General features: G+C 59.5%; 16 protein-coding genes and 1 tRNA gene. 4 read left to right on the top strand and 13 right to left on the bottom strand.

Annotated features, from left to right (window positions below; translation table 11 throughout):
* Window positions 1–9: 9 nt before the first annotated feature.
* Together O2597_RS09910 and O2597_RS09905 are read right to left on the bottom strand one after the other, a co-directional pair.
* Window positions 10–609 (bottom strand): hypothetical protein, encoded by a 600-nt coding sequence (locus O2597_RS09910; RefSeq protein ID WP_269524431.1) that lies wholly within the window; start codon window positions 607–609, stop codon window positions 10–12.
* A gap of 819 nt (window positions 610–1,428) precedes the next feature.
* Window positions 1,429–1,506 (bottom strand) — tRNA-Pro (locus O2597_RS09905).
* Window positions 1,507–1,634: 128 nt separating this feature from the next.
* Between O2597_RS09905 and O2597_RS09900 the strand changes: the two genes are divergently transcribed.
* The 4 genes from O2597_RS09900 to O2597_RS09885 all read left to right on the top strand — a co-directional run bounded on the left by O2597_RS09900 (window position 1,635) and on the right by O2597_RS09885 (window position 6,722).
* Entirely contained in the window at window positions 1,635–4,481 is a 2,847-nt protein-coding gene (locus O2597_RS09900; RefSeq protein WP_269524430.1) for a tetratricopeptide repeat protein, read from the top strand.
* The gene (locus tag O2597_RS09895; protein WP_269524427.1) at window positions 4,478–5,422 is read left to right on the top strand and encodes a hypothetical protein; all 945 of its coding nucleotides are present in this window, start codon (window positions 4,478–4,480) and stop codon (window positions 5,420–5,422) included. The genes O2597_RS09900 and O2597_RS09895 overlap by 4 nt, the downstream gene beginning before the upstream one ends.
* On the top strand, window positions 5,394–6,110 hold the full coding sequence (locus O2597_RS09890; RefSeq protein WP_269524425.1) for a MotA/TolQ/ExbB proton channel family protein: 717 nt from the start codon (window positions 5,394–5,396) through the stop codon (window positions 6,108–6,110). Before O2597_RS09895 ends, O2597_RS09890 begins: the two co-directional genes overlap by 29 nt.
* Before the next feature lie 270 nt (window positions 6,111–6,380).
* Window positions 6,381–6,722: a DUF3127 domain-containing protein gene (locus tag O2597_RS09885; RefSeq protein WP_269524423.1), complete on the top strand. Its 342-nt coding sequence runs from the start codon at window positions 6,381–6,383 to the stop codon at window positions 6,720–6,722.
* A 344-nt stretch (window positions 6,723–7,066) separates the two neighbouring features.
* Here the strand turns inward: O2597_RS09885 and O2597_RS09880 are convergent, their stop codons facing one another.
* From O2597_RS09880 to menC, 11 genes are all read right to left on the bottom strand, one after another.
* Window positions 7,067–8,311 carry an ABC transporter permease gene (locus O2597_RS09880; RefSeq protein ID WP_269524421.1) on the bottom strand — a complete coding sequence of 415 codons (1,245 nt, stop codon included), beginning with the start codon at window positions 8,309–8,311 and terminating at the stop codon, window positions 7,067–7,069.
* Window positions 8,308–9,000: an ABC transporter ATP-binding protein gene (locus O2597_RS09875; RefSeq protein WP_269524420.1), complete on the bottom strand. Its 693-nt coding sequence runs from the start codon at window positions 8,998–9,000 to the stop codon at window positions 8,308–8,310. Before O2597_RS09875 ends, O2597_RS09880 begins: the two co-directional genes overlap by 4 nt.
* On the bottom strand, window positions 8,993–10,075 hold the full coding sequence (locus O2597_RS09870; RefSeq protein ID WP_269524419.1) for an efflux RND transporter periplasmic adaptor subunit: 1,083 nt from the start codon (window positions 10,073–10,075) through the stop codon (window positions 8,993–8,995). The genes O2597_RS09875 and O2597_RS09870 overlap by 8 nt, the downstream gene beginning before the upstream one ends.
* Window positions 10,072–11,625, bottom strand: coding sequence for a TolC family protein (locus O2597_RS09865; protein ID WP_269524418.1), 1,554 nt, complete (start codon window positions 11,623–11,625; stop codon window positions 10,072–10,074). Before O2597_RS09865 ends, O2597_RS09870 begins: the two co-directional genes overlap by 4 nt.
* Before the next feature lie 167 nt (window positions 11,626–11,792).
* Window positions 11,793–12,872 (bottom strand): potassium channel family protein, encoded by a 1,080-nt coding sequence (locus tag O2597_RS09860; protein WP_269524417.1) that lies wholly within the window; start codon window positions 12,870–12,872, stop codon window positions 11,793–11,795.
* Window positions 12,873–13,016: 144 nt separating this feature from the next.
* Window positions 13,017–14,195, bottom strand: coding sequence for an enoyl-ACP reductase FabV (gene fabV, locus O2597_RS09855; protein ID WP_269524415.1), 1,179 nt, complete (start codon window positions 14,193–14,195; stop codon window positions 13,017–13,019).
* A gap of 627 nt (window positions 14,196–14,822) precedes the next feature.
* Window positions 14,823–16,181: a UDP-glucose 6-dehydrogenase gene (locus tag O2597_RS09850; RefSeq protein ID WP_269524413.1), complete on the bottom strand. Its 1,359-nt coding sequence runs from the start codon at window positions 16,179–16,181 to the stop codon at window positions 14,823–14,825.
* A 150-nt stretch (window positions 16,182–16,331) separates the two neighbouring features.
* Window positions 16,332–16,928, bottom strand: coding sequence for an HNH endonuclease (locus tag O2597_RS09845; protein WP_269524411.1), 597 nt, complete (start codon window positions 16,926–16,928; stop codon window positions 16,332–16,334).
* Window positions 16,929–17,081: 153 nt separating this feature from the next.
* Window positions 17,082–20,126 carry a thiamine pyrophosphate-dependent enzyme gene (locus O2597_RS09840; RefSeq protein WP_269524410.1) on the bottom strand — a complete coding sequence of 1,015 codons (3,045 nt, stop codon included), beginning with the start codon at window positions 20,124–20,126 and terminating at the stop codon, window positions 17,082–17,084.
* A 422-nt stretch (window positions 20,127–20,548) separates the two neighbouring features.
* Entirely contained in the window at window positions 20,549–21,931 is a 1,383-nt protein-coding gene (locus O2597_RS09835) for an AMP-binding protein (RefSeq protein ID WP_269524408.1), read from the bottom strand.
* Window positions 21,904–22,893, bottom strand: coding sequence for an o-succinylbenzoate synthase (gene menC / locus O2597_RS09830; RefSeq protein WP_269524447.1), 990 nt, complete (start codon window positions 22,891–22,893; stop codon window positions 21,904–21,906). Before menC ends, O2597_RS09835 begins: the two co-directional genes overlap by 28 nt.
* Between the last annotated feature and the right edge of the window lie 9 nt (window positions 22,894–22,902).

Here is a 22,902-nt window from a genome sequence, read left to right as displayed (position 1 = left end):
TAAAGTGCGCTAGGGCTGGGCCGGTGGAGTGGCTGCATAGCCGCCCACGCTGCCGGCACCACTGACTGGACCTTCCTTCGCTCGAGTTTCCAAGTATTCCAGCGTCATATCTTGACGACGTTGAAACTCAGCCTCTGGGATAAAATCCCATAAGCCATCGCTGAAAACCGGCCTGCCGATAAAATCCTCTTTGTGCATCCAGCATTCCCACTTCGTAGGCTTATAGTAATACATCACGATAGCCCCGCGAGGTGCATTCTTTGCATTGATTCCCATGTTGTAATGATGACAGCAGAGATCCGGGTTGATCACTCCCGTCCGTTTCCATTCGTCGGATAATTTCCGGCTCTGCGCATGGCTTGTAAGCGCCTGAAGAACAGGCAACCACGCTTCGAGTTCCTTTACCTGAATGTCCAAAGCCTTGCCATCACCCCGTGGATACCAACCGTCATGCTCAAGCGCATACTGCTCCATTGCCGAAGCAATTTGATGGCGACAATTTGCACATGATGCGTATTGGTTATAACGAATCCATTTCTGGTAGACGAATCCGCCAAGCCCCAAAAGAAGAAGAAGAACAGCAACGCTGAGTATTATGTATCGTTTCACCTTCACGGAACGCGATTGTCTCACGGCGCTAGAGGCGTAAAGTATGGCGTGTACGGCGGATTCAGGCTGCCTGAATGCGGGCAAGCTACCGCTATTGGTGAATCCTGGTAAAACACCTTAAAATCGGGAGACTGTCGAAGCTCGAACACAAACGGTCGAATGCTCTGTTTTTAGTTCCCATTACGATTCCTGTCTAGGTATTTTGCCCGAGAAAGTCGAATTCACGTCCCACGAGCCCCCACTCTTACGGCGGACAGGCAGGATCGCTCCGCCAGCTCCACATTTTCCGGGCGTCCCGCAAGATTTGCGGGACTGAAATCCTGCGCCTTCCGAGGCCTTGGCCGACATGACCGGGCTCTGCAACTGCAGAGAACCGGACCAACCTGCTTGTTCGCAGGTTCTCATCTCTGGCGCCCTACGACAAAAAAAACCTCCACTTGCGTGAAGGTTATTTTGGTCGGGGCGATCCACCTTCGCACTTCGTGCTACGGCGGACTGGCAGGATTGCTTCGCCAGCTCCACATTTTCCGGGCGGAACATTCGTTCCTGAAAATGTTACGTCAAACCTGCTTGTTCGCAGGTTCGCATCTCTGGCGCCCTACGACAAAAAAACCTCCACTTGCGTGAAGGTTATTTTGGTCGGGGCGATCCACCTTCGCACTGTGTGCTACGGCGGACAGGCAGGATTGCTTCGCCATCTCCACATTTTCCGGGCGGAACATTCGTTCCTGAAACTGTTACGTCAAACCTGCTTGTTCGCAGGTTCGCATCTCTGGCGCCCTACGACAAAAAAAACCTCCACTTGCGTGAAGGTTATTTTGGTCGGGGCGACAGGATTCGAACCTGCGACCCTCTGCTCCCAAAGCAGATGCGCTAGCCAGGCTGCGCTACGCCCCGTATCCAAAAGAGCCTCGGATAGCATCAATTTTGAGTGCGCTGTCAATGCCCTTTTCGAGACTTGTTTTAAACGAATAAACGGTCTAGTGCTAAGCTTTTCAATTTGCTCATCATTGTATTGTTTGCAAATGCCACACACCCGTCTAAATAGGCCTCTCCCGCGCCGCGCCCGGTCACTCCTGCTGTGTTTGGGAATCTGCTGGGGGCCTGCCGGCTCGGCCGCAGCGACCCTGAAGGAGCAGGTCGACTTGGCGGTGGGAGCCTTTACCGCGGGACAGTACGGCGAGGCCTACTGGCAGTTCGAGACGCTGGAGGTGGACTACGGGGAGGAGCCGGAATACCTGGACCCTGATTTCCAGCGGATCCTGCACCCCGTGCGTGGCTACGCGGCCCTGATGGCCGACCGGCCGACGGATGCGTTGGTCGAATTCACCGAGCTGCTGCGTCAGCCGGACCTCTCCCCCGGCCTTCGCGCCTTTGCGCTCTACAACGCAGCCATTGCCCAGGCCCAGACACAGGCCCTGTCCCTCGCAGCCCATAGCTTCCGGAGCTTCCAAGAGTCCTTCCCCAACACCCGGGAAGCGGGACTCGCCCTGCTGCAGGAGGCCGAACTGTGCTATGAAATCGGCGAAACCGATGTGGCACTGGAACGCCTGAACGGCTTCTACCGGAGCGATGCGCCGGCCACCCTGCGTATGCAGGGGCGCCTACGTGCACTCCAGATCGCAGGGGAAAGCGGGCGAACGGAGCTCGTGCAGGAGTTGCTGTTTACCACCGACTGGCAGGTCAGTCAGATGCCGGACATCGCCATCCTGACCTTCGCGGCGATCGACGCGGGCGACCTGTTGCTGGGCGCCTCACAACCGGAGCAGGCCATTCGCGCCTACCGGCTGGCCCTCCCCCGGGAAAGCTTGCTCAAGCAACAGGCGCAACGCTTGCAGGCGACCCGCCGACTGGCCGAGGAGGAAGGCGTCTTTGCCTCCAGTATCTGGAAGAGTCATATTCGCCAGCTGATTGGACGCCTGGAACGCCAGCAGTCTCGGCTCGAACAAATGGAGGACTACACACCGAGCCTGTACCTGCGCTCGGGGCAGGCCTACCTGCTCGCCGGACGCCACCGCGAAGCCCGCCTGCTCTTTCGTGAAATCGCGCAGGACGAGGCCTATACGTCCGAAATCAGGGCTGAAGCACACTACCGCTGGACCCTTGCCTTGTGTGAAGCGGAGCAGTGGGCCAAGGCACGCGAAACGGCTCACGGCTTCCTCGAAGCACACCCGGGCCATGCCTTAGCCAACGCCGCGCTGTTCCTCATCGCACGCGCCTATCAGGCCGAAGGCCGCTACAGCGATGCCATTGCCGTACTGGACGAGCTGATCGTCAATTTCCCCAAGGACAAGCAGGCCCCCCGCTGGTACTTCACCCGCGGCTACAATCTCTGCTCACTGGAGCGGCCCGCCGAAGCACGCGAGTGCTTTGAAACAGCCCTGGCAAGCTATCCCAAATCGGAGCTGCACACCCAGTTGGCGCTCTGGTCCGGGCTGACCTGGTTTTTTGAAAAGGACTATGCCACGGCGCTGAAGCAACTCGAACGCCTGCGCGAAAAGAGCCGCAAGCACCCCCTGTATCCGGAGATCCAGTACCGGATCGCCAACCTGCACTACGCACTGCGCGACTACAAGGCGGCCATTCGGCGTGCCGACAAGCTCATCAAGACCTTTCCGGACCACCACCGCGTGCCGGAAGCGCAGGCCCTGCGCGGGGACAGTTTAATGGGACAGGGCGAGCTCATCCAGGCAGCGGCCGCCTTTCGGCAGGTACCGGCGGACGATGCCCAACTGTACGACTACGCGGTCTTCCAGTGCGCCAAAATCTACCGTGCACTGGAGCGCTACGACCTGCTGCGCACACAGCTGCAGTCCTACGTGGACCGGGAAGACGCGGCAAGCAGGCCCCGGGTGAGCGAGGCACTCTACTGGATCGGCTGGTCGCTGCAACAGGAGGGCCGTGCAAGCGAAGCCTTTCCCCTCTATGAAGCCGCCCTCCAACGCTTCGGCAACCGACCGGAAGCCCGGGCGGTCGGTTCGATCCTATCCGCCTATGCCACGCTCTACCGGCGCAACCCGGACATCTCGTCCGGCTTCGACCGCTGGCTTCAGGACACCTCGGAGCAGAGCCTGCAAACCGTCGAACTGACCTGGTATGCGCGCCTCACACGCTTTCAGGCGAAGCGGCTGGAAAAGAGCGCGGGCAAGGCCAGCGCCGAGGCCGCCATGCTCAACATCCACCGCCTCGTACCGATCGAGCAACAGGACGTGGCCTGCCTCGCGGAGATCGGTATCCTTCTGGCCGAGCGCGGCTATGACTCGGCGGACGACTATTTCGAACAGATCCTCACCTGCTACCCGAAACGCTTTGAGCGCGCCGCCGCCTACTACGGCAAGGCCCGGCTGGCAGCGAAAAACAGCCACCTGACACAGGCACAGCGCTGGCTGGCACGCTTCCTGGAGGAGACCCCCACACACCCGCTGGCGGCGGACGCCCGGCTGCTGGCCGCCGACCTGTTCGTCCGCGAAGGACGCTATGCGCTCGCCCGCACCGCACTCGATGAGGTTCTGCAGATCAAGGAGATGCGGGGGCGGCCCCATGCTCGGGCCCTAGCCACGCTGGCCCGGATCGAAAGCGAAACCGGTGCCCCGAAACGGGCGATCGCCTACTGGCAACGCATCTACACACTTTACCGTGCCTACCCCGAACTGCTAGCCCCGGCCTACTGGCAGAGCGCCCTGCTCTTCGAGGAGCTCGGCGATGCGGTGGCCGCCCGCAACACACTGAAAGAGATGCTGGCCGACCCGCGCCTCAAACAGGATCCGCTGTTCGAGAAAGCAGCAGCCAAGCTGCCCGCCCTGCAAGCCGCAGCCGCCTCGCAAAGCGAACTGGCCGAACATGCACCCCCGACCAAGGAGCTGGCCCCGTGAATCGTCCAAGACATCCGAGGATCGAAGGCAGGAAGCCGATGGCCATAGCGGTCGCAATCCTCCTGTCCGGACGCGCCTCACTGGCCGCACTACCGGAGCCCCTCCTGGCAGGCATTGAGGCCGAGCTCGAACAAGCGATCACCCTGCACTTGGAAAATGGACAACAGCTTCGCGGTCATGCGGTCGAGGTCAACAGCACGCAGCTGAAGCTCGCCTCCGCCGAAGGCTCCGGAGAGATCATCTACACCTTTGACAGCGAGGCGATCGCCCGGATCGAGGTCCCCGGCGAAAGCTACAAGACACTCGCGCTCGAGTGGATGCAAGCCGGCCGGCAAACGGACGCCCTGGAGCTAATGGACCGCCTGTACGCCCAACGCGTGAACCTGATCCCATTGCTGCCGCCGGCGGAGTCCCATTTCTTTGTCTATTACGTGCACCTCATCCTCCGCTCGCCGCAACCGGCCCGCGCCATCGGGGTCTCGGACCGGATCAAGCCGCAGATCGCCAACGAGGACGCGATCCACAAGCTGGAAGATGATGTCCTCGATAGCTACTATATCCTCCAGCTCTACGCGGCAGCCAAGCCGCTGGCCCGGGACTGGGTCCGGGAGCGCAAGCCCTACGACAGCTCCGCACTCGGATATTTTGTCCTGGGCATGGAGCATCTGCGCTCCGGAGAGCCGGAGGCCGCCCTCGAACTCGCACTGCGCCCCATCGTATTCGCCGCTCCCAGCCCGCAGGACAAGCTCCCCGACTGTTATGCTCTGGCCATCGGCGCCGCTCTGCAGCTGCGCGATGTCCCCTATGCCAAACGCCTCTACAGGGAGATGGAGGCCCGCTCCTTGGTTTGGCCGAAGGACAACCCCGAACTCGGTCCCATTTTAAATGCCATCCAACAACACCTGAAGAAAGATGAAGACAGCACCCCGTCCCAGACTTAGGCCGCTCCTATTACTCCTGAGCTGCCCGCTCATGCTCCGCGCGGAAGTAGCCGCCGACACCACCACTGCCGGCGGCGCCGACCTCAGCCTCTGGGGACTCATCCAGCAGGGCGGCTGGGCCATGTACCCGCTCGGCGCCTGCTCGCTCGCCATGCTCTTCCTCATCTTCTACGCTTGGCGTGAAACCCATACCCGGAAGTTCTTCACCCCCGCACAAACCGAAGCGGCCGGCAACTCCGTGGCGGAAGGCGACCTCGAGTCGGCCCGGAACCACCTCTCCGGAACCAATACCCTGCTGGGCCGCGCGCTCGCCCCCGCACTCAGAAAGCTGAAGGCGAACCGCGAGAAAGCCGAGGAGCTCTTCGTCGAAAACCTCGAAGCCGAAGAAAACGGGGTCGCACAGTGGGTCACTTACCTGAATGTGATCGCCTCCGTCGCCCCCATGATCGGCCTCCTCGGTACGGTCAGCGGCATGATCAGCGCCTTCCAGACCATCGGCCGTGGCGGCATGGGACGTCCCGAGCTTCTCGCCGGCGATATCGGGGAGGCGCTCATTACCACCGCCACCGGACTGGTCATCGGCATCCCCGCCATGATCGCCTATTTCGTGATGCGGAACCGCTTGAACAATGCCATGATCGCCACCGCGCAGGCGGGCACCGAGATTATCGATGCGGAGGAGGTATAAGTACTACTAAGTCGAAATAACTCCAGCGCCCTCAGTCATCATCCGGCTTACGCCGTATGCTACATTCGGGCGGTTTCGTAGCATCGACGGTCACGTCGATGACGGATTCTTGAAACGCCATAATTCAATAGTAGTGGTATTATATGTTCCTGCCAGGACGTTTGAGGCAGGCGCCGCTACAGCATGTCAAATCCACGGGAGCATCACCCAAACACTAAGCTTTTCCAACAAAAGCTTTGCAGTGCCGAACGGCTCTGTTTTCCTGAGGCGATGTCATACGAACTATCCGGAACCGTTAAAGAAATTTTCGACGAACAAACCTTCGCCAGTGGCTTCAACAAGCGTGAATTCGTGGTCACCAACGAAGCCGATAAATTCCCCCAGGACATCAAGTTTGAGTGCCTGAAAGACAAGGTCGAGCTGGTCAACAAGCTCAAGAAGGGCGACAGCGTTAAAGTCAGTTTCGACATCAACGGCCGCGAGTGGAACGGCAAGTATTTCGTGAACCTGGTTGCCTGGCGCATCGAGTCCGGTGCCGCCTCCGCCGCAGACGACGAACCGCCCCCCTTCGACCCGGCCGACGAGATTCTCGACGAAGAACCCCCGTTCTGATCGCGGGCAGGTACGCGTTGTTAGTTAAAACTTGATCGTTGACTGGAGTCGGGTCGAAATCGCTTTCGCGATCGGAATCTGCGATCACGCATTCCGTCTGCCCAACTAAAAGTTCCCCGCCTTGGCGAAGGAGGGGTGGATGACGCGCCAGCGGCAGACGGGGTGGTTCGTCACCAGTCAACCCCTCCGTCTGCGACAAGCGCAGACATCCGGCTTCGCCGCTGAAGTTCCTCCCCTGCAAGCAGAGGAGGAACTTCAGCGGATCTCGAACAACGTTCAACTCCCCTGCCACTCCCCCTCAGCTCTCAGCCTTCAGCCCTCCGCAGAGCCCTCCGGGCTCTGCTCTACTCGTACCGCAGGGCCTCGATCGGGTCAAGGCGGGCGGCGCGCATGGCGGGATAGATGCCTGAAACCAGGCCGATGGTGGTACTGAAGAAAAAGCCGTAGATCATGGCAGTCACCGGCAGCACGCTGATCGCCCCGCCGTCGGGAATGAAGTCGCGGGCGAGGCCGAGGAGGCCCACACTGACGGCCAGGCCCAGCAAGCCGCCCAGTACGCTGATGACCACAGCCTCAGCAAGGAACTGGATAAAGATGTCGTGGCTGCGGGCCCCGATCGCCTTGCGCACCCCGATCTCGCGGATGCGCTCACTGACTGAAGCGAGCATCACGTTCATGATACCGATGCCACCGACCAGCAGGGAGATCCCGGCGATGCCGCCGAGCGAGTAGGTAAAGGAATTCTCGAGTTTCTGCATGTCCTGCAGACGCTCCTCCTGAGTCCGGACCTCAAAGTCACGAATGCCCCGGTGTGTCTGTGTGAGCGTATTCTCGATTTGCTCGACGAGATCGGGCAGTTCCTCCAGACGGTCTGCCAGGATATGGATCTGGTCGACCGAGTTGTCACCCTTGTAGCGGCTCATGGCAGTGGTTGCCGGAATGTAGTTCAGCCGGTTTTCCCAGTTAAAGCTGCGCTGGCCCGCGACGGAATTGTCGATCGGATCCAGCTGGCCCACCACAGTATAGACCTGACCGCGGATACGCAGCTGCTGGCCAACCGCATTGGTCTGGTCACGGAACAAGCGCTGCCGGATATGATCCCCGATCACGATGACAGGGCTTTGCGAGGCGATGTCCGTATCGGAGATAAAGCGGCCATACTCGACCTTGCGGCGTTGGATGCTGATAAAATCGGGCGTCACCCCATGCAGGATCGCCCCCTCGCGCCGGCCGTTGGCAATGAAGCGCTCCCAGCGCATGTCCACGATGGGGGTGAGATAGGCAGCCAGCGGGGTGGAACGCTCGATCGCCACCACATCGCGCCAAGTCATGCCCGGCGAGATCCCGGCAATGTGCTGCTGTGACTCCGGTGCCTCCCGGCTGTGCACCTCCAGCTTGAGGATACCGCCACTGCGCTCGAAGGAAGCCCTCATATTGCCCAGCATGCCCTGCACGATGCCGACCATCGCGACCAGTGCCGCGACCCCGAGAATGATGCCGCTCATCGAAAGCAGCGAGCGGATCTTGTTGGACCAGACCTCACCGAGGCCGTTCTTGCAGCCCGTGTAGATATCACCGACCGGATTCATGAGCGGGAGTCCTCCACGACTTTGCCATCCTGCATGCGGATACGGCGTCCGGCATAGTGAGCCACCTCGTCATCGTGCGTGACGAGCGCGAGTGTGATCCCCTCGTCCAGCAAGGAACTGAACAATTCCATGATGCGTCCCCGGTTCTTGGTATCGAGGTTTCCGGTCGGCTCGTCGGCCAGGATCAGCCGCGGCTCGTTGATCAGGGCCCGGGCGATCGCCACGCGCTGGCGCTCCCCGCCTGAAAGCTGGTTGGGTGTATGCGTGGCACGGTGGGCCATGCCGACCCGCTCCAACGCATTCATGCCGCGCTGGTACTTGTCGTTCACCCGCCGGCGGCTGTAGGTCAGCGGAAGGAGCACATTGTTCAAAACAGTCAACCGGGGCAGCAGGTTGAAGGCCTGGAAAACGAAACCGATCCGGCTGGCACGCAGCAGCGCACGCTGCCCACGGCTGATGTCCGAGACATCATCACCTTCGAAAATCATCTTGCCCGCCGTCGGGCTGTCCATGAAACCCAACACGTGCATGAGCGTCGACTTGCCGGAGCCCGAAGTGCCGATCACCGCGATGAACTCACGCTCACGGATCGCCAGGTCCACCCCGTCGAGGGCATGCACGAGCTCGCTGCCGACCTTGTAGGTACGCCGGATCCCGGAGAGCTCGAAAATATTGGCGGACTCAGTCATTGGACCGGAATTCGGGCGGACGGCTCAGGGCGACCACATCGCCTTCCGACAGGCCGGAGCGAATCTCGACATGCTGCAAGTCGCTGATCCCGACCTCGACCGGACACCGATCCCAGCCTTCCCCCTTCTGCACAAAGACGTAGCTCTCTCCTTCATCGTCATTGAAGACCGCGGACAGGAGCACCGAGACCGCATCACTGACCGAATCGATCGGAATATCAACCGTGGCACTGATCCCCGGACGGACCCGGTTATCGGAGGCTTCGAAAACCACTTCGATGGGGAAGACCCGCACATTGTTTTCCTTGCGTGCGGACAGTGCGATCACGCTGATCTTCCCTTTCAGGCTGAAGTCGGGAATCGCATCGAAGCGTAAACGTGCCTCCTGGCCGAGATGCAAGCGTTCGACATCGACCTCGTTGATCTTTGCCTCCATGAAAAGCTCCTTCAGTTCCGCGATCGTGAGAATCTCGGTTCCGTTGGAGACCGAGGTCGCGCCGGAGATCACCTCGCCGTCGACCACATCCAACAGCGTCACGACACCGTCGTGCGGCGCGATGATCGTAGTCTTGGACAGATCGTCCTCCGCATCCTCAAGGCGTGCTTCGGCAATTTCCAGGTTCAGCTGCGCCAGCTCAAAATCGGTTTGCGCATCGAGAAACTCCTGCTCGCCCACGAACTCACGGGCAAAGAGCGCCTTGAGCCGGTCGTAATTACGCTTGGCCTTGTCGAGCTTGAGTTGCTCTGCCTGCAAACTGCGCTCGGCTTCCCGTACACGGGTCTGCAGACTGGTACGGTCGAGCTCAAGCAGGACCTGGTCCTTCTCGACCGATTCACCCTCCTCCACATGGATCACGGTTATGCGACCGCTGATCTCGGATTTCACCACACTGCTCAGCAGCGGCAGCACTTCACCGGTTGCCGTGACCACTGACTCCAGGTCGCGCACCGAGGCCGTATCGGTGCGGATGCCCGGCTCATCCTTTTCCCGGTTCTTGGCAACAAAATCAAAGAGCTTGTAGCCCCCAAAGGCCACAACAGCAAGAATGACAAAGGTGATGAGCAAACGCTTCATGGTTGAGTCTCCAAATCGTTCAATAGTGGGTGTGAGTCCAGATCGGCGGGCCCGGAGATCGAATCCATCGCGTCCCAGGTAAAGCCGTTTCGTTCGAGGATGCTGCCGTCCACCCGGCTGAGGCTGGCAATGGCACGCAGTGTTTCAATGACCGCGGAAAGCCTGCTCCGCCGGGCCTGGTCGAGATCGCGCTGTGCTTCCAGCACGCTGCGGTAGGGCACCAGCCCTTCCCCGTAACGCGCACGCTCCTGCTCGAAGCTCTGTTCGTTCAGGCGCAAGGCCTTGCCGGTGACTTCGATCCGCAAGAGGCCGGACTGGACCGCGCGCCAGGCATTCCGGGCGGCCAGCGCCTTTTCCTGCTTGATATCATAGAGACGTACCTCGGCGCGCTCCAGGTTGCGCTCGGCTTGCCGCACCCGGGCTCGGGCATCACGAAAACTCCAGGGGAAGCGTACCTCCAAGCCGACGTTCCAATTGTATCCATCCGCATGGTACGCACCAAGATGAGAATCGACCCCGTTGTTATCGCGTCCGAGATAGGTCAGGCCGCCGAAAAGATCGAGATCCGGTCGTGTGTCGTCTCGGGCCAGCAGCCGGTTGATGCGCTGCACCTCGATCGCGAGCTCCTGCGTTTTGGCATCGGTATCGGTCGCAAGGGTATCGGCCACCACCTTGTCGAGTTCGCGCAGAGGCGGCATGGCGACCGGCAGGACCTCGACAAAAACCGAATCATTGATGGTTCGTGTAAACGAGGTGCTGCCCATCAGGCGGCGCAGGGCGTCCTCCGCATCCGCAATTCCGCGCTCGGCCTCGATCAAATCCTCCTCCTGGTTGGTCAATTCGGTCTCGGACTGGAGCACCTCCAACGGGGTGACCAGGCCCAGACGTTGCCGCTCCTTGTTTTCCTCAAGTAGGTTTGTCGCCAGTTTGAGATTCGACTGGATCAACTCGCGGGCCGCACGGGCGAAGGACAGGTTCCAGTAAGCGATCTCGGTATCGACCAGAACGTCGAGGATATCCGAACGCAGGGCGTATTCCGACTGCTGTGCGTTAGCGCGAGCCCGGGCGATCGGCGCGAGATTGACCTCGGACCAGGCATCCTTGAGCAGGGGCTGTCGCAGGCTCAGGCCGAAGTCCGAGCCGTAATCCGGATTCCGCACGGAGTTGTTGTTCGACGTACTCCGGCTGATATTCGTATCGAGGGTAATGGAGGCGCCGGTGCTGAACAACTTGTCCACCCCGGCCCGGGCCGAACGGCTCGCGCTCTCCGGCAGCGAGGTCGAGTCCAGACTGCTGGAGCTGGCAGCCGACTGACGCTCACTGGTCGAAACCGAACCGAATAGTTCAAAGTCAAAAGCCGACTCCTGGATGATGACATCGTCCTGTGCATTGGCCGGAGAGTAACGGGAAGAAACCAAGCCAAGATTGTAAGCCAGCGCCTCGTCCAGAGCCTCCTGTAGGGTCAGCACATCCACCGCCCCTTCTTCGGCCAGCAAAACGGAAGCGCCGAACAAGCAGCAGACAGTGAGTTTATTCAATGAAGTAAACATCCGGGGCATCTTTGTAGCACAAGAAAGCCCCTTGTTCCATTTTACAGAACGAAATGCAACTCTTTGAGTTCATGCACCCGAAAGTTATTATGGAAAATAGGTCCTCGATAAGCAAGCAACGCGCCTTGCGAGACCCGGCTCACTAAATTTCGCATAGTTACTCCGAATCAAGCCAGCTCCCGCCGGCGCGTGTGACTGTTAAGAATGGGTGTAATGTTTGCCGGGTTGCTGAGGATGATGAGATTGTCACCTTCTTTTAAAATCGTGTCGTGGGCCGGATGTTGCAGGATCGACTGATCCGCCCGCCGGATCGCCAGCACGATGAAATTGGCCTGCGACTTCTGCTCGAACTCGCGGATCGAGTGCCCGACAAATTCATCGCCAGCGTTGAGCGCAAGCTCGTCCAGTTCCAGTCCCATCGCTTTGAGGTCATTCGACAGAAGGCTCATGCGGCTACTGTCGCCGAAGAGTTCGACGATGGTGGGACGCAGGATGCTTTCCGCCATCCGGCTGGCCCCGATCGCGGCCGGCAAGACGACCTCGTCGGCGCCCGCCTGTTCCAGTTTCTTCTTGGTCGAAGGTTGCTCGCCCCGTGCGATGATCCGGATGCTGCGGTTCAGGTTGCGCGCGGTCAGCGTGATGAAGACATTGATACTGTCGATCGGGAGCACGGTAATGAGGGACTTGGCCCGCTTGATCCCCGCGTCCTCGAGCACCGCCTCATCTTCCGCCGATCCGCGCACGGTGAGGAAACCGCATTCCTCCGCCATCGCGATGCGTTCTTCGTCGAGATCCACGATCACAAAGGAGAAGCCCTCCTCTTCAAGCTCCTGGGCGATGATCTGGCCGATGCGGCCGTAGCCACAGATGATGGTGTGACCGGAAAGGCCTTCTATATTTCTGGATTTCATGAGATTGCCGACAACCCGGTTGATTTCCCCCTCCGCTATGATCCGGATAACACCACCCGCAATATACAGGCCGATGGTCGTCCCGGACAGAATCAGGGCCATAGTGAAAAAACGCTCCCCCGCCGTATCCACACCGGCATCCCCGTAGCCAACACTGAAGATCGTGATGATCGTCATGTAGAGGGATTCGACATAGCCGAAGCCGGCGATCAGCTCATAGCCGACCGTGCCCACCAGCAGGATGAAGACAAATAGCAGCGTACCCCGCTCGATCTGCTGGATGCCGGGGCTACGTTCCGAGTGTGGGCGCAGCCACAACTTCAGGCGGGATAGCATGCCCGTCCAGAAGCAGGAATCAAACCACGCAGAGCACGAGCCCTCTGGACCACTAAAATGATGTCCACGCGCAGCCCGGCCCGTAAGGACATGATTTCAATACACCCGGGGCGCCCCGGACTCCGGACAAGCGTGCAGCCCGGCTCAACCGCCGCTGGGCAGCGGAAGGTCCACCTCGACATCGGCCTCGTAGTCCACGCCCGGCAGACCAAAACCGAAGAGCTCCAGGAAGTCCTGCTGGTAACCGCTGAAGTCGGACAGCGCATTCAGGTTTTCCGAAGTGATTTCCGGCCAGACCTTGGCCACGGCGGCCTGGATATCCGGCTCCATCTCCCAGTCGTCGACACGGATGCGCTTGGCTTCGTCCAGCTGGAGGTCGCCGCCGTAAAGACGGTCGTTGAGCAGGCGAACCATTTGCTCGATGCAGCCTTCATGGTTCCCCTTTTCCTTCATGACCTTGAACAGGATGGAAATGTAAAGCGGAACAACCGGGATCGCCGAGCTGGCCTGGGTCACCACCGCCTTGTTGACCGAGACATAAGCCTCACAACCGTAGGCTTCGCTGATGGCAGCGGCCGCGCGCTCGACATCCTTCTTGGCGCCTCCGATGGTACCGTTGGTGTAAACCGGCCAAGTAAGTTCAGGCCCGATGTAGGAATAGGCCACGGATTTCACTCCCGGAGCCAGCACACCGGCATCGGACAGGGCCTTCATCCAGAGCTCCCAGTCCTCACCGCCCATCACCTTGACCGTCTGTGTAATTTCTTCTTCGTCTGCGGGCTCGATGCTGACTTCGCTGACTTCCCCCTTGTCGGTATCCAGGGTGCGGTTGGTAAAAGTCTGGCCGATCGGCTTGAGGCAGGACTTGTAGGTCTCTCCCGTGTCCGGATCGGTCCGGCGGGGCGAAGCCAGGCTGTACACCACCAAGTCCACCTGTCCCAGATCCTCCTTGATCATCTCAATGGCGCGGGCCTTGATCTCATGGGAAAAGGCATCGCCGTTGATGCTCTTGGCATAGAGCCCCGCTTCATGCGCGGCTTTCTCGAATGCCACCGAATTGTACCAACCCGCACTGGCCGGCTTGCCCTTCTGCGAAGGACGCTCGAAAAAGACACCCAAAGTCGCGGCATCATGGCCGAATGCAGCTGCGATACGCGTGGAAAGGCCATATCCAGTGGAAGCCCCGATCACGAGGACCTTCTTCGGCCCACCGTCCTGCTTGGCGGCCTTGGCGACCTCGATCTCCTGACGGACCTTGGCTTCACAGCCGACCGGATGAGCGGTAATACAAACAAATCCACGGATACGGGGTTGGACGATCATAGTGCAAAAAGGTGTGTTGATGATGAAAACCCAAAGAGAAAACAACCGTGACAGCGCTGGCAACCGGTAATTACACCTCTGCCATGACTATTCCTGACAACTGAAACCAAAATCAGCGAAGTTCTAAGCGTGGCGGAAATCGCTGTCGCACCTCCGCTTCAGAAACCTGCCGCCAAGTATCCCCTATTTCCGAGCCCATCGACAAACAACATTCAACCAGCAAAGCCAAAGTTCCCCTCCTTGGCAGGAGGGGTGGATGACGCACCTGCGGCAGACGGGGTGGTCCGTCGCCAGTCAAACCCCTCCGTCTGCGACAAGCGCAGACACCTCCCCTTGTAGCAGAGGAGGAACATGAGTGCTCCCCGAATAAACTCCACAAACGGACACACCTCACAAGCAGCAGCGTGCTAGAAATGATGGTCCGGGCTCCCGCAAAGCGGGATCCGGCATGCCTCGGCGGCACGCGCATCCCTCCATGAATTTGTGCAAGTCCTAACGAATGGCTAAGCAGCATATGGAGTGACAGGCTTCCGCCCGCCCGGAGCGAGTCGAAGGGCATGTCCGCGCTGAGTCGTGGGCAGGCTCAAATCCCGTATCCCGTATCTCGTACCACGTATCCCGAACGAATCAGCCGCGGCCGATGCCGCTGGCTTCAAATCCGATTTCGCGAAGCTTCGAGAGGTCGAGCAGGTTACGACCGTCGAAAAGGAAAGCCGGCAAGTGCATGGAATCGTAAATCCGCTTGTAATCGAGCGCCTTGAACTCATCCCATTCCGTCAGGATTAGGATCGCATGCGCATCCTGGGTCGCTTCGTAGGCATCGGTGCAAATCGTCACGCGCGCATCGTCCTCGGCCACCCCCAGGTCACGATAGATCTGGTCTTCGGTGACCTTCGGATCGTAGATAGCCAGATTGGCCAGCTCTTCAAGCAGATCCTTGCAGACATAGATGGCTGCCGACTCACGCGTATCGTTGGTGTCCTTTTTGAAAGCGAAGCCCAGAACCGCGATCTTCTTGTCCGAAACCGTATTGAACATGGTCGAAACCACGCGCCGTGCGAAACGGTGTTTCTGGTAGTCGTTCATCGCGACTACCTTGTTCCAGTAGTCGGCGACTTCCGGCAGGCCAAAGTATTCGCAGAGATAGACCAAGTTGAGAATATCCTTCTGGAAGCAAGAACCACCGAAGCCGACCGAGGACTTGAGGAACTTCGGACCGATCCGGCTATCCGTGCCGATCGCGTGCGCCACTTCGTCGACGTTGGCTTCCGTCGCCTCGCAGAGCGCGGAAATCGCGTTGATCGAGGAAATACGCTGGGCCAGGAAGGCATTGGCGGTGAGCTTCGAGAGCTCGGACGACCAGAGGTTCGTCGTGATGATACGTTCACGCGGCACCCAAGTGGCATAGACTTCGACCAGCTTTTCGATCGCGGCCTTGCCTTCCGGGCTCTGGTCGCCACCAATCAGCACACGATCCGGCGCTTCCAAGTCCTCGACTGCGGTCCCCTCGGCGAGGAACTCCGGATTGGAGAGGATCTGGAAATTGCGCCCGTTGGAGTTCGACTCCAGGATACGCTTGATCGATTCGGCGGTACGGACCGGGAGGGTGGATTTCTCCACCACGATCTTGTCGCTTTCCGCCACTTCCGCGATCTTGCGCGCACAACGCTCGATGTAGCGCAGATCCGCGGCTCGGCCGGAACCCACCCCATAGTTCTTGGTCGGCGTGTTAACGGACATGAAGATCATGTCGGCTTCGCGGATCGCAGTGTCCACATCGGTAGAGAAAAAGAGGCGTTTGCCCCGGCAAGCCTTCACAACCTCGAAGAGGCCCGGCTCATAGACCGGCAAGTCGTCGGAATTCCAGGCATCAATGCGGGCCTGGTTGATATCGACAACCGTGACGGTGTGCTGTTCGCATTTATTTGCTATCATCGCCATCGTCGGTCCCCCGACGTAGCCCGCTCCAATACAACAGATCTTCATCTTCGTTATTAGCTAGTTAGTGAGTCAGTAGAGACAAGGGCATTTGTTAGCAAAAAGCGCTCCAAAAACGATTTAACGGTCCTGTCACCAGAAATAAGGCAGGCTCCGTAGCGGTCAACCGACTTCCATGCCAGCAATAGACAGGGATCGTTACTTTTTGCCCTGAATGAAGTGATCCCACTCGGAATCGTAGTCCTGACCGATCAGCGAACTGACAAAGGGCCGCCAGCGTGGACGCTCCGGCTTCCGGATCAGATGCATATTGGCCTGGTGCGGCAGGCGGTTCGCCTTGCGCGAGTTGCACTTAATACAGGAAGTCACGATATTTTCCCACGAAGTCCGGCCGCCCTGGTCGCGGGGAATCACGTGATCCATGTTCAATTGGTGCTCTTCGAAATTGTTGCCGCAGTACTGGCAGCGGTAATTGTCGCGCTCAAAGAGATTTTGACGGGTGAACTTCACCTCCTGGGCCGGCAACTGGTCGTAGTCGCGGAGGAGCAGAACCTTGGGCACACGGATGCGCATACGAACCGTTTGCACGAAGGCTTCCTCGTCACCCGGCTCCTCATCTTCCGAAAAAGCCAGCCAGGCATTCGCATCCATCATGCGGAAGCTGCCGTCACCGGTGTAGATGACCTGGGCATGGTCCTGAAGCAGCAAACTGAAGGCACGAGGGACAGTGATAATATTCACCGCTTGCCATAAGCGATTCAAAACCAGAATCCGATACTTCAGAGAAGTGCCCATCTGGGACCTACGGTTGTAAAATTCCGAAGGTCCCTGTCAACTCAAAGCTGCACCGTCAGGTGACAAGTGGGTGAAATATACGGGAGCGACCTCAACCCTCCAGGTCTCAGCTTTCAGGTTTCAGCCCTCCGCAAAGGCCTCCGGCCTTTGCCCTCACGCTTCCTTGAAGCGCTCGATGCCTTTACGTACATCGGAGAGGAAAGCCGCGGCGCCCACTCCGTTGACCCAGCGATGGTCGAAGGTCAGGACAAGGGAAACGACTTCCATCGTGCCGCCGTCCTTCGACTTGGGATCCGGCAACTGGTAGGGTGCACCGATGAAAAGTGTCGCAACGGAAGGCGGTACCACCACCGGGATGGCCGAACGCACGCTGTAGGCCCCCATGCTCGAAATGGTCAGGGACACACGATTCTTGGAAACAATTTCCCCATGACGTGTCTGGCGCAGGGATTCGTTGAAGACTTCCGGAAAATCCGCCCATCCGAGCATGTTTGCCTCCTTGACCACAGCAGTCTCCAGGACATCGCCGGGAAGCGCCACAGCCACACCGAGGTCGAAACGGGCGGGATCGTGCATTAATTCACCGCCGCGAATAAAAGATGCAAAGCGCTCATGCTTGCGCATGGCCTGGACCACGGCCCAAGCCGTCATCGTCGCGGTCGACAGGGTCGGCCCACCCGCTTCCTTGCTGCGCAGGCGTGCGTCGCGAACCGCTTCCCAACGGCAAGTCATGTCAATCGTGGCCGGAACGATACCCTCCAGCTGCTTGATCGCCTCCATCGAGAGACCCGCCGCTTTCTTCATGTGGTCGTAGGCCTCAGCCGGCGCCGAGCCCGTATCGACCGGAGCGGCCACCGAGCCGGCTTTCAACTGCACCACCACAAGATCCTGCCCGACCGACACTTCGTCGTCCTCGGCCACCTTCCACTCGGTCAGGACGCCGTCGACGTCGGACTCGATCGGAAAGACCGCCTTGTCGGTCTCGACCTCGCAGAGGGCGTCATCCGCCTGGATCGTATCGCCGGGCTGCTTCAGCACGGAAACCACCCGGGCCACACGGATCCCTTCGCCAAGAATCGGCACGGTGATGGTTTTACTCGCACTGGCGGAATTCGAAGAAGTCGTGCTCATGGAAATCGTATCAGGTTCAGCGCTGGCGGCCACAGTGGTAGCCGACGTTGCGGCCCCCGCTTCGAGCGAGGTGGACAGCGCGGTGGACAAAAGCCGTTCGATGGCCGAGGCGATCCGCTCACGGTCCGGCAGGGCCGCATATTCATAAATCGGGTTGAAACCAACATGAACGTCGGCCTTGGAAACAATCACCGGCGGGCTCTTCAGTGCACCGAGCACGGAAGCATCCCCACACAGTTCGGAGACGATCATCTGTCCCACACTGGCGGAAATATTGTCTTCCTGAACCACCAGCAAGCGACCGGTCTTGCGTACGGAACGGGAAAGCGTCTCCCGGTCCCAGGGAGAAATCGAGCGCAGATCGATCAACTCAATATCCAGCGGCGTATCCAGACCTTCGAGCGTCTCCTCCACCAGTTCCACACAATTGCCCCAAGTGACCAGCGTCAGCAAATTGCCTTCGTGGACAACACGCGCCTCTCCGAGCGGCAAGGCCTTGACCGCCCCCTGTACCTTTTGCTCCGCCCACATCAAGTGCTTGGGCAGGAGGATAATCGTCGGATCCTCGCCGTGGAGCGCGGTCCAGAAATATCCGGCCACATCCTCCGGGGTGGACGGAACCACCACGCGGATCCCCGGAATGTGAGCAAAGGACCCTTCTCCCGACTGGCTGTGCCATAAGGCGCCCCCCGGCAAATAGCCCCCACAGGGCGCATAAATCACCAAAGGACATTTCCAGGCCCCGAAGCTGCGCCAGCGCAGCGTCGCCATATTGGAAACCAGCTGGTTCCAGCCCGGATAGATGAAATCCACAAACTGTATTTCGAAACAGGGACGCTTGCCATACGAGGCCAGGCCAACCGAGACCCCCATGATGGTCGATTCCGCCAACGGTGAATTGACCGCACGAGCGGGGTCCTTGGTGGACAGCCCCTTTGTCAGGTTGAAAACGCCGCCTTTCGGATCCGCGATATCCTCACCGAAAAAGACGACATTGGGCAGCTTGTCCATCGCGCTGTGCAGGACACGGTTGACCGCATCCAACATGCGACAGGAATCCGGCAACTCCACCGTCGGCGCCGGGACATCCAACTCCGGACCGACCAGTTCATAATTACATTCGGAGGCTCGGGGGTCTTCCTGCTCGCTGGCCTTTTGATAGGCCTGACGGATCTCTTCGCGAATCGTCTTTTCCAGCTCCGATGCCGCTTCCTCCGTCAAAACACCATCGTCGATCAGTTGCTTTTGATAGACCGCGATCGGGTCGCGCTCGTGCATGGCTTCCAGTTCGTCCGCCGCACGGTACATGCGCTGGTCGTCCGCGCTCGAGTGATTCGAAAAACGCTCCACGTCACACCAGATAAAGGCAGGGCCCTCCCCGGCGCGGGCACGGCCGACCGCTTCGGCCCCGGCTTCATAGACAGATTGGACCGAGCTGCCGTCCACACGGATCCATTCACTCTTGTCCAGCACGCCCAAAGCGAGCGGGTTCGTCCGTTGCGTCGAAGTGCTGATCGCGATCCGATTGTCCTCAACCACAAAAACAATCGGAAGCTTACGCTCCTTAGCGAAGCAGACCGCTTCGAAAAAGTCGCCTTGCCGTGCGGAAGCCTCCCCCAGGGAGGCATAGACTACGTTTTTCTTTCCATCGAGCTGCATGCCCCAGGCCGCACCACAGGCCGGCAGCAAATGCGCCCCCACCGGCGAGGGATGGCTCCAGATATTCAGCGCCCGGTCACTGAAATGCCCGGTCAACTGACGACCGCCACTGGAGGAAGCACGCTTGGCATAGAAGGCCAGCGCCACTTCGTAGTCGGCGATGCCACGCTGTAGACAGAAGGCGCGGTCGCGGTAATAGGGAAAAGCATAATCGTCCGCCTTGAGATGCAGCGCAATGGCTGCGATGGATTCATGCCCCATCCCCGAAATATGGAACCAGCCTTTGCCTTGGCGGATCAGGCTCTGCTCCCGAAGATCCCCTAAGCGACTACGCCAAAGGACTTTAAGCAGGGAAAGGCGCACTTCGGCGCTGGGAAGAACTGTCTGTGGTGAAGTCAGATCGGTCATTACAATGAGCAGAAAAGCGCTACTATCAACGCCTCCGGTAAAACATAAAGACAAGAGAATAAAGCAAGGCTTCCCTGAGGTAAGCAAGGCCGGAATACGTCCCCTTTGGACAAGAAAAGGCCCGGACGCCTACCAAACGCCCGGGCCTACTACTACCCTCTATACTAACCAAAGTTTTCAGGACTATCGTCTGATAAGTCTGACTTATCAAGAAAAATTTCGACCTAAGTTTTCCTAATAACGCAGAATTATAGTAAGCTTAACTTTTCGTTATAGCAGCTCGATTAGGGGAACAAATTGCCACCGGGCAGGTGCACGACACATAATACCACTTCGAATAAATTCTGCCAGGATGGCAGGGAGCTTAAGCCACAATTGACTCCAGACTGAACATCGCGCTTCTTCCGCGAATCACCCAGCACCTACGCCCGCGGTGCCTCCAGCGCCCCCTCGATCAGGGACTGGATCAAGCGACGATCCACCTTGCCGTGCACCGTCATCGGCAGTCGCTTTACCGGGATCATCAGCTTGGGCAATTTATAGTGGGCCAGATCAGACCGCAATTCCTGGTCCCACTTGCCGGGATCGGTGCGAACCGCCCCCTCGACATAAAAGGCCACCAGGCGCTGCCCCCACTCCGGGTCCGGCCACCCAAGAACCAAAGCTTGCTCGACCGCGCCCGTCTCCAAAATCGCGCTTTCCACCTCGCGCGGGTCGATTTTCTCTCCGCCACTGATGATGAGCCGGTCACTGCGCCCAATCACATGCAGGCGGCCGTAGCGATCAAAGCAACCCTCGTCCTCTGTGAGATAACTGTCGCCGGCGTTGCGCATACGCTGTCCGTGATAGCCCTTGAACAAGGCTCGGCTCTTAATCCGGATCCGGCCGGACTCCCCCTGCAGACAAGGACTACCGTCCGGGCCCACAATCTCAATCGATGCATGCCAGAGCGGGCGCCCGGCATTGGTCTGACCGGCCAGGAATTCATCCGGCGTCAATGCGGCCACCATGGCCGCCGTCTCGGTCATCCCATAGCTGAGGAAGAGCGGGATTTTCAATTCGCGTGCCTGCTCGAGAACCGAAAGGGGAGCCGGACCACCCCCGAGAAAGATCGCCCGTGCCGTCATCAGTGGACGGATGGTACGCTTGAGGCAAAGCAATCGCTGCAGTTGGGTCGCCACCAGGGAAAGACAGGTCGTATTGCTCGGAAAGTCAGGAAAGCGCCCCGCCCGCAGGTCGTCAAAGGACGGAAAGGCAATCCGCCCTCCAGTATAAAAAGAACGGACCAGCTGCATGAGCCCACTGACATGAAAGAGCGGCAGGACACAGCAACTATGGATCGGGCCCGGGCCGATGAAATGCGCGAGCCCCTCACAGGAGGCGACCAGATGTTCCCAGCGGTGCACGCAGAACTTCACCCCGCCCGAGCTTCCCCCTGTCGGGATCAAAATCGTCGAGGGCGCGACGCGCGGCACACTGCCTGCACACTTCTCTGTGCCTAGCGGAGTCGAACCGAAGATGACTGCGGGATTCACCAGGGCCGCAGCTTCCGCCCACTCGATCCGCCCCCAGCGCCGGTTCGCAAGGATAACCGGCATACGCAGGTGCACCGCGGCAAAAAAAGCGGCGGCAAATTTCACCGGGTCCTCCTCGGCAATCAAAACGCCACGGGTATGAGCCGCCACACCGCTCCCCCGGATGGTTTCAATCCGTCGCTGCACCCTCTTGGAAAAGGAATACCCGCTCACATCCGCGATCCAGTCGCGTTTCAGCTCTTTCAAGTCAAAGGGCGGAGTTGTTTCCATATCTGTGCAATATCAGGCGGCACCACCGAAGCCGCACTGCCAGCGACCGGCCCCGGAAAGCCAAGACTATCGTCGAAGGCATTCTGCGTATCAAATCCAAAGGCATATTTCAGCGGGGACAGGCCGCGGGCCAACCCCAACACGTTCGCACAACCCACCGCGGTTTCAAAGACGGAAGAAAAGACCACTTGTTGAGCCACCGGCCTGAGCCGTTCCCGCAAACGCAGGATGTCCCCCATCAGCGGCGCCTTAATCACCAGCGGCCCGGCCCAGGCGCCGGGGTGCAGCCATCGCTCCGCCTGCAGCCCATTCAGTGATTCATCCAACGCGATGGGCACACCCGAAGCGGCCGCCGCTCGGGCCATGACCGGCTCCATCCCGACAGGCAGAGGCTGCTCGAAAAACTCGATCCGGCTCCGGTAGTCCTGCAGGCAGGACAACCAGCTATCCAACTCGGCCGGACTCAGGCTCGCATTGGCATCCAGACGTAAACGCACATCCGGAGACAGACGACCCAGTAATTCACGAAAGAGCCCCTGCTCTTCCTGCGGGGTGAGGACACCGACCTTCCACTTGAATACCCCTGTCCCCGACTGGCGCTTGGCTTCGGCCGCCTCGATCAGGGCCGGCCCCGCCGGAAGGAGCCCGGCCACCGGCGGCAGCTCACACGCCTCCGGAAAGACCGCGCCATGAATTGCCGCACTCAAGCCAAATCCGCAGCAGGGCAGTTCCGGCGGCACCTTCAAGCCGGGGTGCTTCCCGATCTCCCGGAGAAATGCCTCCGCCTCCGCCAGCGACTCCGTTCCGAATTCGGGCAGCGGCGCCACCTCACCGTAGTGGCAGCGCCTGCCGTCGTCTGCCTGCACGATGAAGCCCTCCCGGAACGACCAATCACCACGCGCCGTGCGCAAGGGCGTGACGAAGCTTCGACGGTAGCGGCGGATGGAAATGCGGCATTCCATGGAACTCAC

The sequence above is a fragment of the Coraliomargarita parva genome (assembly GCF_027257905.1).
Classification (GTDB): domain Bacteria; phylum Verrucomicrobiota; class Verrucomicrobiia; order Opitutales; family Coraliomargaritaceae; genus Coraliomargarita_A; species Coraliomargarita_A parva.
Note: the sequence above shows the minus strand (reverse complement) of the source record. Positions and strands in the feature narration are given on the sequence as shown.